The 16,891-nt window shown below is 51.9% G+C and carries 16 protein-coding genes; 9 read left to right on the forward strand and 7 right to left on the reverse strand.

Translation table 11 applies throughout. From position 1 onward, the window contains the following. The first annotated feature begins 62 nt into the window (after window positions 1-62). Window positions 63-1,175, forward strand: coding sequence for a putative solute-binding protein (locus B2R29_RS08185; protein ID WP_301180598.1), 1,113 nt, complete (start codon window positions 63-65; stop codon window positions 1,173-1,175). Between the two features lie 146 nt (window positions 1,176-1,321). Then, window positions 1,322-1,840: a YoaK family protein gene (locus tag B2R29_RS08190; protein WP_301180599.1), complete on the forward strand. Its 519-nt coding sequence runs from the start codon at window positions 1,322-1,324 to the stop codon at window positions 1,838-1,840. Window positions 1,841-1,983: 143 nt separating this feature from the next. Here B2R29_RS08190 and B2R29_RS08195 read toward each other — a convergent pair whose 3' ends face one another. The 4 genes from B2R29_RS08195 to B2R29_RS08210 all read right to left on the reverse strand — a co-directional run bounded on the left by B2R29_RS08195 (window position 1,984) and on the right by B2R29_RS08210 (window position 4,935). Next, entirely contained in the window at window positions 1,984-3,186 is a 1,203-nt protein-coding gene (locus tag B2R29_RS08195; protein WP_301180600.1) for a cation:proton antiporter, read from the reverse strand. Window positions 3,187-3,202: 16 nt separating this feature from the next. Beyond that, a complete protein-coding gene (locus B2R29_RS08200; RefSeq protein ID WP_301180601.1) occupies window positions 3,203-3,526 on the reverse strand; it encodes a hypothetical protein in 324 nt (107 codons plus the stop codon). Further along, complete coding sequence (locus B2R29_RS08205) at window positions 3,507-4,040, reverse strand: hypothetical protein (protein WP_301180602.1); 534 nt, start codon at window positions 4,038-4,040, stop codon at window positions 3,507-3,509. The genes B2R29_RS08200 and B2R29_RS08205 overlap by 20 nt, the downstream gene beginning before the upstream one ends. 91 nt (window positions 4,041-4,131) lie before the next feature. After that, on the reverse strand, window positions 4,132-4,935 hold the full coding sequence (locus B2R29_RS08210) for a TatD family hydrolase (RefSeq protein ID WP_301180603.1): 804 nt from the start codon (window positions 4,933-4,935) through the stop codon (window positions 4,132-4,134). Window positions 4,936-5,097: 162 nt separating this feature from the next. Between B2R29_RS08210 and B2R29_RS08215 the strand changes: the two genes are divergently transcribed. From B2R29_RS08215 to B2R29_RS08240, 6 genes are all read left to right on the forward strand, one after another. After that, the gene (locus B2R29_RS08215) at window positions 5,098-5,322 is read left to right on the forward strand and encodes a hypothetical protein (RefSeq protein ID WP_301180604.1); all 225 of its coding nucleotides are present in this window, start codon (window positions 5,098-5,100) and stop codon (window positions 5,320-5,322) included. A 107-nt stretch (window positions 5,323-5,429) separates the two neighbouring features. Then, entirely contained in the window at window positions 5,430-8,924 is a 3,495-nt protein-coding gene (dnaE, locus tag B2R29_RS08220) for a DNA polymerase III subunit alpha (protein ID WP_301180605.1), read from the forward strand. Continuing rightward, window positions 8,905-10,257 carry a tRNA lysidine(34) synthetase TilS gene (gene tilS, locus B2R29_RS08225; protein WP_301180606.1) on the forward strand — a complete coding sequence of 451 codons (1,353 nt, stop codon included), beginning with the start codon at window positions 8,905-8,907 and terminating at the stop codon, window positions 10,255-10,257. The genes dnaE and tilS overlap by 20 nt, the downstream gene beginning before the upstream one ends. A gap of 4 nt (window positions 10,258-10,261) precedes the next feature. Continuing rightward, the gene (locus tag B2R29_RS08230; protein WP_301180607.1) at window positions 10,262-10,813 is read left to right on the forward strand and encodes a hypothetical protein; all 552 of its coding nucleotides are present in this window, start codon (window positions 10,262-10,264) and stop codon (window positions 10,811-10,813) included. A gap of 11 nt (window positions 10,814-10,824) precedes the next feature. After that, entirely contained in the window at window positions 10,825-11,337 is a 513-nt protein-coding gene (locus B2R29_RS08235; RefSeq protein ID WP_301180608.1) for an acyl-CoA thioesterase, read from the forward strand. 9 nt (window positions 11,338-11,346) lie between these two features. Beyond that, window positions 11,347-12,078: a glutathione S-transferase family protein gene (locus B2R29_RS08240; protein WP_301180609.1), complete on the forward strand. Its 732-nt coding sequence runs from the start codon at window positions 11,347-11,349 to the stop codon at window positions 12,076-12,078. Window positions 12,079-12,081: 3 nt separating this feature from the next. Here B2R29_RS08240 and nhaD read toward each other — a convergent pair whose 3' ends face one another. Both nhaD and B2R29_RS08250 read right to left on the reverse strand, forming a co-directional pair. Continuing rightward, window positions 12,082-13,344 carry a sodium:proton antiporter NhaD gene (gene nhaD, locus B2R29_RS08245; protein ID WP_301180610.1) on the reverse strand — a complete coding sequence of 421 codons (1,263 nt, stop codon included), beginning with the start codon at window positions 13,342-13,344 and terminating at the stop codon, window positions 12,082-12,084. 120 nt (window positions 13,345-13,464) lie between these two features. Then, on the reverse strand, window positions 13,465-14,097 hold the full coding sequence (locus B2R29_RS08250; RefSeq protein ID WP_301180611.1) for a cyclic nucleotide-binding domain-containing protein: 633 nt from the start codon (window positions 14,095-14,097) through the stop codon (window positions 13,465-13,467). Between the two features lie 209 nt (window positions 14,098-14,306). Between B2R29_RS08250 and B2R29_RS08255 the strand changes: the two genes are divergently transcribed. Further along, window positions 14,307-15,176, forward strand: a complete 870-nt coding sequence (locus tag B2R29_RS08255) for an endo alpha-1,4 polygalactosaminidase (RefSeq protein ID WP_301180612.1) — start codon at window positions 14,307-14,309, stop codon at window positions 15,174-15,176. A gap of 48 nt (window positions 15,177-15,224) precedes the next feature. Here the strand turns inward: B2R29_RS08255 and B2R29_RS08260 are convergent, their stop codons facing one another. Then, on the reverse strand, window positions 15,225-16,820 hold the full coding sequence (locus B2R29_RS08260) for an ABC-F family ATPase (protein ID WP_301180613.1): 1,596 nt from the start codon (window positions 16,818-16,820) through the stop codon (window positions 15,225-15,227). Between the last annotated feature and the right edge of the window lie 71 nt (window positions 16,821-16,891).

The following is a 16,891-nucleotide window of genomic DNA, read 5'->3' on the forward strand; positions in this document are numbered from 1 at the left end:
AAATAACCGGCACTGGATATATTACGCAGTCGCTGAGATTAAAATAAGAACAGGAACAAACTATGAAGCGTTTAATCGCCACAGCCCTCTGTGCTGTCTCGACTTTAATTACTGTGTCGGCTGTTGCGGCAGACACTGATGCTCTCCGCAAAAAAGCAATGGATCCTAAGGTCGCAAAGACCGAGCGTATCGATGCGATCAAGGCCATGTATCCGGAGATGTTGAACGAAGACGGATCGATTCCCGTTCGTCGTATCTGTGTGTGGGACATCGCTGGTAAGAACGGCCCTATTTATGGCGCAGCAGTGGATCAGGCCGCGCAACTGTTAGAGTGGGGTGTGACTGTTGAGCTGGATGCCTACACCAGCGAATCTGTTCTGACGGAAGAGTTGAAAGCAGGCATGTGTGATGCCGCGCTGTTTACTGGCTTGCGTGCACGTCTGTTTAACCGCTACACAGGCACCATTGATGCAATCGGTGCGGTGCCAAGCCGTGATCACATGAAGTTGCTGATGCAGGCGATTACCAGCCCGAAAAACGCTGATCGTATGCTGGATGGTCAGTACGTTGTGATGGGTTACGCTCCGATGGGCGCCGCATACATTTTTGTGAATGACCGTAAGATTAACACCCTTGCGAAAGCGGCAGGTAAGCGTGTTGCGGTTCTGGACTACGATCTGGTGCAGGCAGAGATGGTCTCTCAGATCGGTGCTAACCCCGTGCCAACGGCACTTGTAAATGCGGGTACTAAGTTCAATAACAAGAATGTTGATGTTCTGGCGGCGCCACTGGCTGCGTATCAGATTATGGAGCTCTACAAGGGGCTGGGCGATAATGGCGGTATCGTTGATTACCCGTTTTCGCAGATCACCCTGCAATTGGTTGGCCGCGCGGACAAATTCCCAAATGAGCTGGCACAGCTGGTACGCGAAGATTTCCTGACGCGATTCGATAAAATCGAAAAGCTGGTGAAAGCACAGGAAGGAGAAATTCCAGAGCAATACTGGATTGATATTCCGCCAGCGGACAAAGCCGAGTATCAGGTGATGATGCAGGAAGCACGTATCCAACTGCGTGATCGTGGTTACTATGATGGCGACATGCTGAAGCTCCAGCGTAAGGTGCGTTGTAAGTTTGAGCCTGGGCACTTTGAATGTGCCAACCCCGTAGAATAATGCGGCGGGTGTGAGACGTTCACCGGCGATTGAGAAGAATACCCAGCATTGCTGGGTATTTTTTTGCTTTTTAGTCTCCCACCGTTTGGCTAACTCATGAGAGTGCGGTAAAACGATATGCATACATCTGCCAATGAGGAAGTACCATGATTCGTCAACTTCCCGTCTGGGTTCTGGCGGGCAGTGTGATGCTGGCGCTGAACGCAGGCTTTATTAACAGCGTCGCTCTATTATCTTTTGCGAACAACGCGGTGTCTCATGTAACAGGGACGGCAACCATAGCCGCTGACGCGCTTGTTTCCGGCCAGTCGGGTGTCTTATTCCACACGGCGAGCATTCTTCTTAGCTTCGTATTGGGCGCTATTATCAGTGGCATCATTGTCGGTAATGAGGCTCTGCAGCTTGGCCGCCGATACGGTCTGGCGTTAACCATTGAGGCGTTACTTCTGTTCTTGGCTTGGTATGCTTTTCGTACTGATCACATCTCGGCGGAGTGGCTGGCCTCGGCGGCTTGTGGCTTGCAAAATGCGATGGTTGCGACCTACAGTGGGTCGGTCATACGGACAACCCACTTAACCGGTATTGTGTCGGATATCGGTTCTGCTTTGGGTAACTTTTTTGCGGGTCGTGGGTTGCTCAGGCAACAGCTGTTTCTCCAGCTGTAGATTTTTCTCGCCTTTATCCTGGGTGCCGCCGCGGGTACGTTTGGTTTTCAACAGCTGGGATACGATGCCGTGCTGATTAACGGTATCTGGGTTGCCCTGGTATCTGCGGGTTATGCGGTGGTATTGCTGCGGACTTCCCGACGTTAGCGTTTAAGCCATCGAATCCAGAAAGGCACAGACATCCCATGCACAAAAATACTCAGTACTACGGTCGTGACGACGGTAGGGAAGAGTAGCTGGTATCCGGGTAGCTGTTCGGCGAATCCGAGCTGCTCAATCACCATCAACAGGTACAGAATACTGGCAATGCCGCGTGGGCCGAACCACCCCAGAAACAGTTTTTCTTTAATACTCAGGCCGGTTCCGCTTAGTGCCAGTAGCACCGGAATAATGCGTATCAGGGTCAGGCTGAGCAGTGCGTAGAGTATCGTTGCAGAGGTTATCTGCGGTAGCGCATCCGGGACATAAATCAGTCCGAACAGAAAGAACATCACCAGGGTCAGTAACTGACCTTCAGCTTCGCCGAATTCTTTCAGTCGGGTAACGACCATCGTGCGTCCGGCATGAAGAAACAGCCCGGCCATAAACACGGCAATAAAACCGTTGCCGCCGGAGTGCTCAGCACCTGTGTAGGTAACGAGCGCAAGAGCGACGGATGCCAGGCGCTGGAATACCGGGTCCATCCAGTCGTGTTTACCGGCCTTTTCGAGCAGGTAACCACCCAGGTAACCAACCGCAATGCCAACCAGTGCGCCCAGTGCAATCTGCTTAAACAGGAAGTTGCCCCAGTACCAGGGATCAACCGTGCTCAGGTCGCCGGCGCTGGCAATAGCAATAATCAGAAGTAGAAAGGGCAGGGCGAGTCCATCGTTCAGGCCGCTTTCAACGGTAATAGAGTGGCGGAGTTTCTCTTTGATGGCCGACGCTGAGAATACGCTTTGGGCGAGGGCTGCATCGGTAGGGGCGAGAATGATCCCTATCATGACGGCCACTTGCCAGTGTCCGGGATACAGGATGAAGGCGATCGCAGCACCAGCCAGCATGGTTAATGGCAGACCAATGCCAAGAAGTCGTATGGGAAGATTCTCGAACTTCACCAGGTGAGATCTCTGAACCTGGCTGGCATCAGTAAAAAGAATCAATGCCAGGGTCAGTTCGGCGATAATTTTGAGTGCGCTGCTTTCTATCGCCGGGGCGCTCCAGTCAAACAGAAGGGGGCCACTGGCCACTCCAAGAAGGAGAAATAACATGGGGGCAGTCAGTGCGAGCCGCTCAATACGCTGAGAGATGAGTCCGAAAGCGAGTAAACCTGCGGCAAGAATCAGCAGAAGAGGGTCATTGCTCATTTATAGGTTCCTGAGGTCAGTCTTCCCAGACGACCCGCAAAGGTTCTCCGAAATCGTCGTAGATGACTTTCTTCTTCGGGCCAGATGAGCGTTTAGCCGTGGTTTTTTTCTGAGGTTTACGTCGGGCATCACGGCGTTCATCAATCGCTCGCAGAACGTCAGGCACGGGTGTGCGCTCCTGGCGCTTTTCAAACGACATGGCTTGCTCGTTGTAGCGACCATCTACCAGGCCACTTTCTCCACGTTCGAATTCATGGACTTCTCCACCGTCAGTCAGGTATCGCTCGATATCCTGTTTCAGGTTGTCCCGAATTTCTTGCTTACTTGCTCGTTTTTTCATCGTTTGCTTGAATCGCTGCTCGTACCCCAAGGGCGATGGCCATCAACAGGTAGCCTAGTGCCATGGACCATTTAATGGTAGCGCAGATCGCTGCTACGGTAACAGCCGGGTCTGTGGGAATGGCTGTTTCAAACATCAGCGGCTCGTGAATACTGTTCTCAATGACATCCATCAGTGAGGGAACAACCCCAACAGCAATCAGAAGATTCCAGCGACCTCTCAGGCCGTTCTTTTTCAGTAACCAGGCTGTCAGGGTAACGATCAGGCCGCCGTACCAGAGAGGGTGGATATGATCATACGCAAAATGAGCCTGCAATCCTGCTAGTTGTGCGTCGCTGATTGAAGCCAGTAGTTCTCTGAAGTTCTCAGCGTCGTAGGTAAATTGGAAAGCGAACAGCAGGTTCGATGCATTTGCACTGTGCAGGGTGGATGCGATTGTGGCTTGCGAAATAATGTAGACAGTCGCAAAAACGATTGCCAGCCATCCGCGGCCTAGCCAATGTTGTAGGGCCATTCCCCGCTCCCGGTCTGTCGTCAGTAAGCTAATCGCTCAGAATGACGACAGCTCAGACAGTTTGCAAGGGTTCCCGCGCCTGTAGCGCGTTTCAGTTGAAAAAAGTACGCAATGAATTGTCGTACGATGCCCTGAGAACCTCTTCCACATCGATACCTTTCACGTCGGCGATCTTTTCGGCAATGAAGGGCAGGTATTTAGGCGCATTCTCGGTGCCACGGTAAGGCACGGGTGTCAGGAAGGGGGAGTCTGTTTCCAGCAATAACTGGTTCATTGGGGTGGCTGCAACCACCTCGCGAACGTTGTCTGCCTTGTTGAAGGTAACAATACCATTGATGCCAAGGCAAAAGCCCAGCTCAACGGCGACTTCGGCCAGCTCCATTCCACTGGTGAAGCTATGCACTACGCCCTTGTTTTTCATCTGAGGGGCGTATTCACGCAGAATGGCCATTGTATCTGCGTCGGCCTCTCGTGTGTGAATCACGACAGGGAGCCCGGTATCCACTGCGATCTGCAGTTGTTCCGCAAACACCGTGCGCTGTACAGCTCTGTCACTGTTGTCGTAGAAATAATCGAGACCAATCTCGCCCACAGCAACAATCTTGTCCATACCGCAGTTAGCGCGAATAAACGCCCCCGTGCTTGGCTGATACTTTTCTGCATCATGGGGATGTACCCCCAGAGTGCCAAAGACATCACTGTGTTCTTCGGTAAGCTTGATCACCGTCTCCATATTTTCCGGCGCAACCGCGATCGTCATAAAACGTTCGACGCCGATATCTCGTGCCTGCTGAAGAATGTCTCCCACTGAAGCATCCTTGAGATAGTCCAGGTGGAAGTGGGTTTCGATGATCGGTAGGCCAAAAGCCGGAATATCTCTGCGTTTTTTAGACATAACAAAAGTGACAAATAGTCATGAAAGGGACAAATTACCTGATAAAAGCGTGAGCCATATCATTATACTAATGATGCAACCGGTAAGACAGCATGGAGCCCGGGCAAAGTTCCCGAGAGCAACTATGCTCAGAGTAGTTTCCGTGAGCTTCAGGACACATGAGTGATGAATCAACAAGAAGGTGTTGTCGATCAGCAGGTCCAGAGTCTGCTTTTTAACCTGGTCAGAATCGTGCGGGGCAAGGGTGAGTTACCGCCCCATCTACCTGTCCATGATGCTCAGCTGGCACCGGCGCTCGAGCAGGATAGCCTGTCGTCTTTGTGTGATGACATCGACGATGAATGTCAGCGGATAAAAGAGATTCAGGCGTCGCTCGGGTACAACTGAGTAGTTGTGTCCTCGTAAACCATACCGCTTTTTAATAAACCGATTCTGCTTTTCAACAAACCCATCCCCTATACGGTACAATCCCTCCATCTTCATCGGGGGGCAGTATGACCAGTCAGTTCGTACATCTCAGAGTTCATTCTGAATATTCGCTTTACGACAGCACCATTCGCGTTAAAAAGCTGGTTCAGGCAGCTGTCGACGCAGGTATGCCTGCCGTTGCTTTGACTGATCAGGCCAATACCTATGCTTTGGTTAAGTTCTATAAGACCGCCATGGGTGCTGGCCTCAAACCGATTCTGGGCGCGGACCTCTGGCTGGAAAATCCCGATGATCAGATGGCTCCCTTCCGTATCTGTGTTCTGTGCGTGAACGGTGATGGTTACAAAAACCTCCGCGAGCTGGTTTCGCGTGGCTACAGTCAGAATCAACACTTTGATAAAGCCATTGTCCGTAAAGAGTGGTTGTTTGAGCAGTCCGACGGTCTGATTCTTTTGTCGGGTGGCCGTGATGGCGATGTGGGTCAACGTATCATCAAAGGTAAGCTTGAAGCGGCAGAAGCTCTGGTCGAAGAGTATATGGCGCAATTTCCGGACCGTTTCTATTTTGAAGTGCAGCGTACCGGGCGGGAAGGTGACGAAAATATTGTCCGTGCAGGCATGGCGATGGCAACTAAGTTTCAGCTTCCGCTTGTGGCCACTAACGACGTGCGTTTTATCAAAGCCGATGACTTTGAAGCGCATGAAACACGGGTATCGATTGGTCAAGGGTTCGCACTGGATGACCCTCGTCGTCCAAGAGATTACAGCGAACAGCAGTATTTCCGCAGCAGCGAGGAAATGGCTACGCTGTTCCGCGACATTCCGTCAGCCATCGAAAATACCGTCGAAATCGCCCGTCGCTGCACTGTCGAAGTCGAGTTGGGTACCTATTACCTCCCGGATTATCCAATCCCCGAAGGTATGGATGAAGACGACTTCTTCCGTAAAATTTCTGAGGTCGGCCTGAATGAGCGTCTTGAGGTTATTCTGGCGGGCATCCCAAAAGACTCTCCCGAGTACGCAGAAAAGCGCAAGCCCTACGATGATCGTCTCAAGTTTGAGCTGGATATCATCATCCAGATGGGATTCCCCGGTTACTTTCTGATCGTAATGGACTTTATCCAATGGGCCAAAGACCATGACATTCCTGTGGGGCCGGGGCGGGGCTCGGGTGCGGGCTCGCTGGTGGCGTATGCGCAGAAAATTACCGACCTTGACCCTCTGGAATACGACCTGCTGTTCGAACGATTCCTGAACCCCGAACGTGTATCCATGCCCGACTTTGATATCGACTTCTGCATGGAAGACCGCGAAAAGGTCATCCAGTACGTGGCCGATAACTATGGTCGTGAAGCGGTATCCCAGATTGTGACCTTCGGCACCATGGCGGCGAAGGCCGTTGTGCGTGACGTGGCGCGTGCGCAGGGGAAAGCGTTTGGTCTTGCAGATAAGCTCTCGAAGTTGATTCCGGGAGATCCTGGGATGACGCTGGAAAAGGCGCTCGATACCGAAGTATTGCTGAAAGAATTCCTCGACGAAGACGAGGAGGCCCAGGAAATCTGGGAAATGGCACTTAAGCTTGAAGGCATTGCCCGCCAGACCGGTAAGCACGCCGGTGGTGTGGTCATCGCGCCGACCAAGCTGACCGACTTTTCGGCGACCGCCTGTGAACCCGATGGCACCGGTCTGGTGACTCAGTTCGACAAAAACGATGTGGAAGAAGCCGGTCTGGTGAAGTTCGACTTCCTGGGTCTGCGGACCCTGACCATCATCGACTGGGCACTGGAGACGATTAACCGCAAGCAGGCAGAAAAAGGGTTGGAGCCGGTGGACATCAATATGATTCCACTGGACGACGAACCGTCGTACAAGCTTCTGAAAGAAGCTAAAACCACCGCGGTATTCCAGCTTGAATCGCGTGGTATGAAGGACCTTATCCGACGTCTGCAGCCGGATAACATCGAAGACATGATCGCACTCGTGGCTCTGTTCCGTCCGGGGCCGCTGGAATCCGGCATGGTTGATGACTTTATCAACCGTAAACACGGCCGTGCTCAGGTGGCATATCCTCATCCAGACTTCGAACACGAGACTCTGAAAGAAACGCTCGAGCCGACCTACGGCGTTATTGTCTACCAGGAGCAGGTGATGCAGATCGCCCAGATTCTGGCGGGCTATACGCTTGGCGGCGCCGACATGCTGCGTCGTGCCATGGGTAAGAAAAAGCCCGAAGAAATGGCCAAGCAGCGGGATACCTTCCGCGAAGGCGCGATTTCGGTCGGTGTCGACCCTGACCTGGCGATGAAGATCTTCGACCTGGTAGAGAAATTCGCGGGTTACGGTTTTAACAAATCTCACTCCGCTGCGTATGCTGTCGTTTCTTACCAGACGCTCTGGTTGAAGCAGCACTTCCCGGCGCCGTTCATGGCGGCGGTACTGACCTCCGATATGCAGACCACCGATAAAGTCGTGGTCTTTATTGAAGAGTGTCGGGAAATGGGAATCGAACTGATTCTACCCGACGTGAATCAGAGTCAGTACGGTTTTACCGTGAATGATGACGACGCCATTGTGTATGGTCTGGGTGCGGTGAAAGGCGTCGGTGAAGGCCCGATTGATGCCATTATCGCCGCACGCAAAGACGGCCCCTTCCGCGATATGTTCGATTTCTGCAAGCGTGTTGACCCTAAGAAAATCAATAAGCGTGTCATGGAAGCGCTGGTGCGCTGCGGCGCCTTCGACCGCCTTGAGTACACGGCTCCGCGCTCGGTGCTGATGGCCAGTATCGAAGATGCCATCAAAGCAGCGAATCAGAGTGCCGCCAATGAAGCCGCTGGCATGTTCGATATGTTTGGTGAAGTTGAGGCAGAAGAGGCGGTCACCGGTGACGTTTATGAGCGTCATCGCCGTCTGCGTGACTGGACTCTGAAAGAACGCTTACAGGGCGAAAAAGACACCCTGGGTCTGTTCGTGACGGGACACCCGTTTGACGAGTATGAGAAAGAAGTCCGTCAGTTGGTGCCAACCCGCTTGTCTCACCTGCAGGAAGCCAAAGCGCCGCAGAAGCTGTCTGGCCTCGTTGTTGATATGCGGGTTATGAAGAATAAGCGCGGCGATAACATGTGTTTCGTGACCTTGGATGATCGTTCGGGTCGAATGGAAGTGGCGCTTTTCTCTGATGTTTATGAGCAGGTGCGCGAAGTCGTCGCCAAAGACAAGGTACTCGTTGTCGAAGCCCAGATCAGCCACGATGATTACTCCGGTGGTCTGAAAGCGACCGGGCGTAATGCCATGGAGATCAGTCAGGCACGCCTGACCTATGCGAATTCAGTGCGTGTCAGCGTCGATGGCGAGCTTAATCCTGACACTTTTTGCCAGCGCCTTTCGAAGCTGCTGCAACCGCTGGAAAATGGTTGTCCTGTGGTGCTGGACTATCGGAATGAAGTCGCCAGTTGCGATATCCGCCTCGACGATCGTTGGCGTATCAATCCGACCGATGAGCAGCTGCAGGAATTGAAATTCGAGTTCGGTGAGGCCTCAGTTGAGCTTGTCTTCGGCTGAGCAGCTGCGCAGTGAGCTGATAAAGGCACTCACACCGGTATTCGCAGAGTACACTGCGCGGCCTGTGTTCCTCGCATTGAGTGGCGGTATGGACTCACGTCTGATGCTTGAGTGCGTTGCGTCTCAACCAGAGTGGCGCGCACGGGTCACGGCCATTTATGTAAATCACGGTCTGAATCCTGATGCAGATGGATGGCAGCTTGAATGCCAGCGCTACTGCGAAGACGCTGGCGTGTCCTTTGTTGCGCAGACTGTGACTCTTGAATACACAGGTCGTGGCATTGAAGCCGCCGCCCGTGATGCCCGCTACACCGCATTTGAGCAACGACTTCCTGACGATGCACTCCTGCTGACCGCGCATCACGGCTCGGATCAGGCCGAGACTCTGCTGCTGCGTTTGTTTCGCGGCAGTGGTCTCACCGGTTTATCGGGTATGCCCGCAAGACGCAAACTGACACGTGATCCTGAAGATCAACGCACAATTGTACGCCCCTGGCTCGCGTTTACCCGCGAGCAGTTAGCGTTGGCAGCCCGCGGTCTGAGCTGGATCGAAGATGATTCGAACCGTGATCAGACCTTCGATCGTAACTGGGTACGTCACACCCTGATGCCGTCGTTACAAGTACGGTATCCCGCCGTTGAATCCACCCTGATCGACACGACCCATCACTTATCCGCAGACTACCAATTGTTGCTGGAGTTGCTGACGCCGATTTCCGATGCGGCACTTAGCGAATGTGATTGGCCGGCGACGGCTCCTTTCTGTCTGTCTGTAGAGGCACTTCTTGATCAGCCTGAGCGTGTGCGCTTTCACATGGTTAGGTATTGGCTGACGAAAAACGGCTTACCTCTGCCGCAAGGGAAGAAAGTCTGGCATTGGTTAGATCAGGCATTAAGTGCAGCAGCAGACCGACAACCGAGTACTCGCTTCGACGGCGTCGTACTCCAGCGTTTCAGGCAGCACCTATATATCTGGAGTGAACAAACGACGCCAGATCGTGTCGACTGTATACCGGTATCATGGGGGCGGGGTACCATCGCGTCCTCAGGAAACAGCCAGCCGCTGCCAGAAGGTTGGTCGCTCGTGCCTGCCCGCGATTGCGCCCAGAAGCAGCTGCGCTGTGAAGGCAGGCAGACGAAGTCATTGAAGAATGTATGGCAGGAAAACGGCGTGCCGGTGTGGTTGAGAAATGATTGGCCCATGCTCATTTATCAGGATGGCATCGAGGCTGTAGTTGGATTAATGAATGATTGTTCTCTGAAGTGTGAACAGGTAGACATTTTAAGCCTCAAATGGCGCCGAGACGCTATTTGGAGGAAAACAGCTGAATGATATTATGACGTTATCAAAGACAGACCGCAGAAATCAGGCTTCAGGATTGAAGCCACATTGGATAAGGATGTCTGTAGTAAGTCTTATTTCGATTATTTTTCTGGTCGGATGTGACGATCAGACTGCAAAAATATTGCGTGGAGAGAAGCCAGTTTCGAAATTATGGTCAGAAATGGGCACTGCCTCTCAGACAGAGGCGCAGGTCGAGGACGATACTTCAGTCCAGAATACTGAGGCTTCAGAAATCGCAGAAACAGAAGAAAGTTCTGAAGCCGAAAAAACGTTTCTGAAGACAGTAACGAAAGTAAAAGAAGAAAATAAAAATAAAGACAAAAGGCCCCTGAATTTATCTTTGCCTTCGATGTCCTGGGAATCCATGGGAAACAATGGTTCCTCTCGTGGTGTACTTCCGGATGTGTTTCGTGAAATACCTCAGGAGTCGACACTGAATTTTTCCGGAAAGTTGCTCTGGGATGAATCAGAAGAGGCTAGGCAAATGCCGATCGAAGATACAATTAAAGGCGCAGAAGTAGAATTGCAGTTCTATTTGCCCTGACAGGAAAAGCCATGAATCTGTTAATACGATTTTTTCTTCTTTGGTTATTCAGCCGCCAGAAACTACACAGCCAAAGCGCGACGGTTCGGCAGACTTACCGCATACAGCCGCATGATATGGGGTGGCGGAATCACCTTCCGAACTTCCGTTTCCTCAGTTTTATGGAGCTCGGCAGGTTTCAGTTCTGGCGAGGGTTAAAGCATGAGTTAAAGCGACCTGCAGGTATGCGTCTTATCGCTGCGCAGGATCTGGTTTATATCCGTCCGGTGGGATTTCTCGCCCGACTGGAGATGGACACCACTCTTCTTGGGTGGGATACGAAGTACGTGTACTTCAGACACGATTTTTACGTGGGGAAAAAACTGGTAGCAACCGGGATCGTCAAGGAAGCGTGCGTTGCAAAAGGATCAGTTCTGTCCCCGGATGATATTTTCAGTGGAGAAAGTCCACAAACTGCTGCTGGTATCGTGGAAAGCTGGCAGCAATTTCAGGCGGAAGTCCGGAGTGCATCGGGACCCCGCTGAGGAGGCCCGATGATAAAGCTGTATCAGTTCCCAGTGTCCCACTACTGCGAAAAAGTTCGCTGGGCATTGGATTTTAAGGGACTGAAATATCAAAAGATAAATCTTGTGCCTGGGCCTCATGTGCGCAAATTACTGCAAATGGCCTCGAAGTCTCAGGTGCCGGTTCTTGAAGACGGCAAAGATATTATTCAGGGCAGTGCAGAGATCATTGATTACCTTGAGTCAAAATATCCTGAGCGCTCTCTGACGCCCAAAGATCCGGCGCTCGCTGAACAGGCGAAAGTCTGGGAAGAGCGACTTGATCTGATCGCTGGTCCTGCCGTCAGAACGTTCAATTATCATTTCCTGTTGCCGTTCCCGAGAGCAATCGTGCCCTTGCTTACTGCAAAACAGAGCATGATAGTCAGCATGATGTTCTACGTTGGTTATCGTAAGCTCTCGAATACCTTACGTGGCTGGATGAACATCAACGAAACCAGTGCTCACAAAGCAATGAACGATATGGATGAATTGCTGAACGAGTTACGACAGATATATGCAAATACCCGATATCTGGTCGGTGATGAATTTACCCGTGCGGATCTCACAGCCTGCGCTTTGTTTGCACCTTTATTCAGACCGAATGGCTATGGCCTTAAGTGGCCGACTGACGTTGAGGAGCCCGCTGAAATGAAATACTGGAAGGCTTCACACGAGCGGGCTCTGCAATCACTCGCAATTCGCTATGAGCAAAATCGTTAGTCGTCAGGTTTGAGCAAAAATCAGGGTTCCTAACCCCATGGTCAGCGCATAACCAACGGTGTAAGCCAGCAGTAAGGCGACGATAAAGCGGAGATAAGTACCGAAGGTTAATGCCTCAATTTTACTCATGGCGACGATTCCTGCCGCTGAGCCAATGATCAGAAGCGAGCCACCGACGCCGACGGCGTAAGTCAGTGCCAGCCACTCGGCCGGATTCATTACTACGTCAGATTTAAGCAATGCTGCGGTGAGAGGAACGTTGTCGATGATTGAGGAAAACAAACCCATAAGATAGTTCGCCTGCCATGCGGGCAGATACTCGTAAACGGCAACAAAGGAGTCCAGCGCACGGATTTCTTTTAATGCGCCAACGACCAACAGAATACCAAGGAAGAACATCAGGGTATCGAACTCGATCCGTCGTACGTAGTCCATGATGGGGTCATCCTCGGTATCTTCGCCCATACCTTTGGCCACTAGAAACATAATGGATAGCCCGGTCAGAAAGGTCAGTACCGGTGGAATATCAAAGAGCACATTGAATGCGATCGTTGTCATAATCGTCAGCAGGAAGATACCTGCGACGACGATATCGACCCGTTGCAGATCGTGCGACGTTTTAGTGACACTCACCTGGCCGGACATCGGTAACATCAGCAGTGCCATGAGAACGAGAACGGCGCAGAACGCTGGCAAAGAAAGCATCAGTAAGCTGGTGATTTCTGCCTTGTCGGCGAGAAATATCATCAGCGTTGTGACGTCGCCTGTAATCATAGCAACACCACCTGAGTTAACCGCAAAGACGGCAATCGCGGCGAATCGCAGTGTTTTCTGAGCAGGTAACTGCAATGACAGAATAAGAGCGATTGATACCAGCGTTGCGGTGATGTTGTCGGCGAGCGATGAGAAAACAAAAGCAAACAAGCCGGTCAGCAGCATCAGCTTTCGTTCGGATATCTGCTGCGGAAGCACCTTGAAAATAGCACTTTCAATCAGGCCTTTTTTATTCAGATAAGCAACAAAGGTCATGGCCGCAGTGAGAAATAGCCAGAGTGCGGCAATTTCACCGATATTTTCTTTCAGGCCTTCCTCAATCGCATGATGCTCAGGAGTACCGATACTCGCGGCAAACAGAATGACCCAGGACACTGAGCCAAAAAACAGTACCGATTGGGCTTTGTTAATATGAATGACTTCTTCGAAGATAATTCCGATCAATGCCAGTACGGCGAGTGTAATCAGAATCCAGGAAACAAATTCAGGCATGAGCAACGCTTAATAAGGGCATGAGAGTCTTTATTCTATGCCCATCACTATAGGGGGGAAAGGAGACATATGTCCTAATTGCTGAACAAATTGATCCAGCTCAGAAGTAGATAAGTCAGGTCAGTTGATTGCCTGGCAGGCGTCATTCCAGTCGCGCAGTAATTCTGCCTGAAGATGAGCGAGCTCCATCAGTGCATGCAATTCAGCAGCGGTATTCTTCTCGCCCGAGTAAATAGGTAGTGAACGTATACGTGCGACCAGGCTATGGTCAGGCGCTTCCATTTTGTTGCGCTCCAGCGCCCAACGGATGTTGCTGTTCAGCATGCGGAAGAATGTAATACGCGTTGTCAGGCTGAAGATACTGGCGTTGTCGTTGTGACGGAAGTGATCAAATTCAATGCCTGCCAGCAGGGCGTTCTTGCTTGAGACCCGGATGGACGCTGAACGTTTAAAATTCAATACCATGGCCATGACACCGAATGGTTCGCCCGGATTAATGGTGCCCAGAGGCTCTTCCGCGTTGTCATCGGCAATAACGTCCAGCTCGCCTCGCAGTAAAAAATACAATACGTTTGCACCGTCACCTTTGTGCAGCACAATTTCATTCTGTTCGGCGGTGACAAACCGCGCCTGCGTCATCAGTAATTCAAATTGCTCCGGATCGGTTTTTAGTAGCTCTTTGAAGAAGGTGACGCCGGAAACGATTCTGTGGAGGTTTTCAAGCGGGTACTCTTCCCGGGTGACGGGGCGCATAAAAATTCCTGTTGTCTCAAGCACATTGATTGTTCGAATGTGCTCTATAGTTTACGTAGCTCCGATCGTACTCCGGCTCAGCCACATTCGAACGACGGGAGCATACCACTCACGTTACGATGAAAATGAGAATCGGCTCGCATTGTCGTGCGAGAGTCACACTGACATGGTGGCAGATTGTCTCACCGTTTGATTAAGAGTAGCTCACTATGAAGTCATCGCTTTATAAAATGATGTCGCGTTCATTATTACTTCTGGCAGCTTTGGGCTTGTTAAGTGCCTGCGGTGCATCTGATCCTGAATCCGGTCAGGAGTCAGAGGGCGAGAGCGATTCGACTGGTTCTGATAACCCTGCTAGCAGTGCTCTGGCAGTCGGTATGAGTTGGCACTGGCAGTTGCAGGGAAGCTTGAATACGGGCTACGACGTCGATATTTACGATGTTGACCTGTTCGATACTGACACCTCTGTGATCGACGACCTGCAGGCACAGGGCCGGCTGGTGATCTGTTACTTCTCGGCTGGCTCATGGGAGGACTGGCGCGACGATGCAGGTGACTTTGAGCAGGCGGCGTTGGGAAACCCTCTGGACGGCTGGCCCGGCGAGAAGTGGCTGGATGTCAGAGCGTCCTCGCTTGAGGCGGTCATGGAAGCCCGGCTGGACCTTGCTGCAGATAAAGGTTGCGATGGCGTCGAACCTGATAACGTTGATGGCTATGCCAATGACTCCGGATTCTCTTTATCGGGTAGTGATCAGCTGGCCTATAACCGCTTTCTGGCCTCGGCGGCCCACGAGCGCGGGTTGTTGATTGGTCTCAAGAATGATCTCGACCAGATCAGTGAGTTAGTAACGTCATTTGATTTTGCGGTGAATGAAGAGTGTTATGAATACGATGAGTGCGAGCGCCTGACTCCATTTATTGATGCCGGCAAGCCAGTGTTGCACGCAGAATATGCAGATGGACTCGTCAACGACTCAGAGGCGCGGGCGCTTTTTTGCGATGAAATGCTCGCTTTGGGGTTAAGCTCAATGGTGCTGCCACTCGAGCTTGATGACAGCTTCCGGTTTGCCTGTGACTGAGCCGTTATGGCTCAGTCATCCATTTGGATTGATTCAGCAGCGGAGTGCTTATTCAATGCCCAGGGACTTCAGGTACTCGTCATAAGTCCCGTGGAAGTCGACGATCTCATTGTCACGTATTTCGATAATCCGGGTCGCCAGTGACGACACGAACTCACGGTCGTGCGATACGAACATCAGGGTGCCTTCGTACATTTCCAGCGCCATGTTCAGCGACTCAATGGATTCCATATCCATGTGGTTGGTCGGTTCGTCCATCAGCAGAACATTGTGATCGTTCATCATCAGCTTGCCGAACAGCAGACGACCTTTTTCTCCACCAGAGCAGACTTTCACCTGCTTCTTAATGTCGTCCTGGTTAAACAGCAGGCGACCCAGTGTGCCACGCACAGCCTGATCGTCGTGTTTCTCGGTTTTCCAGCGTTCCATCCATTCAAACAGTGTACCGCCCATATCGAATTCGTATTCGTGATCCTGAGCGTAGTAGCCAAGGTCAGCATTTTCAGCCCACTTGATGGTGCCAGCCGTTGGCGTAACGTCGCCGACCAGACACTTAAGGAAGGTTGTTTTACCCGCACCGTTGGCACCGATCACGGCAATTTTTTCGCCGGCTTCAATCAGCAGGTTGGTGTTCTTGAACAGTGGAGCTTCGCCATCGTATGAATGCGCCAGACCTTCGATCTCCAGCGCCAGACGGTGGAGTTTCTTCTCCTGATTGAAGCGGATGTATGGGTTCTGACGGCTCGAAGGCTTAATGTCGTCGAGCTTAATTTTTTCCATCTGCTTAGCGCGGCTGGTGGCCTGCTTCGCTTTCGACGCGTTGGCCGAGAAGCGCGATACAAACTGCTGCAGTTCAGCAATCTGAGCTTTCTTCTTGGCATTCTCTGACTGCAGGCGCTCGCGTGCTGCGGTCGAGGCGATCATAAAGTCGTCGTAGTTACCCGGGTAGATCTTGATATCGCCGTAATCAATGTCGGCCATGTGCGTGCACACAGAGTTCAGGAAGTGACGGTCGTGCGAGATGATGATCATGGTGCACTTCATGTCATTGATGATGCCTTCCAACCAACGAATCGTGTTGATGTCGAGGTTGTTGGTCGGTTCGTCGAGCAGCAGGATGTCCGGGTTTGAGAACAGTGCCTGAGCCAGTAACACACGCAGCTTCCAGCCCGGCGCGACTTCAGACATAGGGCCCTGGTGGAGTTCGGTCTCAATGCCGGCGCCGAGCAACAGCTCACCCGCGCGACTTTCGGCGGTGTAGCCGTCCATTTCTGCGAACTCGCCTTCAAGCTCAGCGGCGCGCATGTAGTCGTCTTCGGTGGCTTCAAGGTTGGCGTAGATGGCATCACGCTCTTCTTTGATGGCCCATAGCTCTTTGTTGCCCATCATCACGGTATCGATCACAGTGCATTCTTCAAACGCAAACTGATCCTGATGCAGCTTACCCAGGCGTTCGCCCGGTGACACGCTGACGTTACCTCCGCTTGGCTCCAGTGAGCCATCGAGGATCTTCATGAAGGTAGATTTTCCACAACCGTTGGCACCGATGAGGCCGTAGCGGTTGCCATCTCCGAATTTGACAGAGATGTTCTCGAACAGCGGCTTGGCACCGAACTGCATGGTGATATTAGCGGTAGAAATCACAGGCACTTCCTGAATTGCGTAGGCAGATTTTGGGACGTAATCAAAGGCCGCGACTATACGCGTTTTCGTCA

It is taken from the genome of Thalassolituus sp. UBA3500 (assembly GCF_002377545.1).
Classification (GTDB): Bacteria; Pseudomonadota; Gammaproteobacteria; order Pseudomonadales; family Oceanobacteraceae; genus Thalassolituus.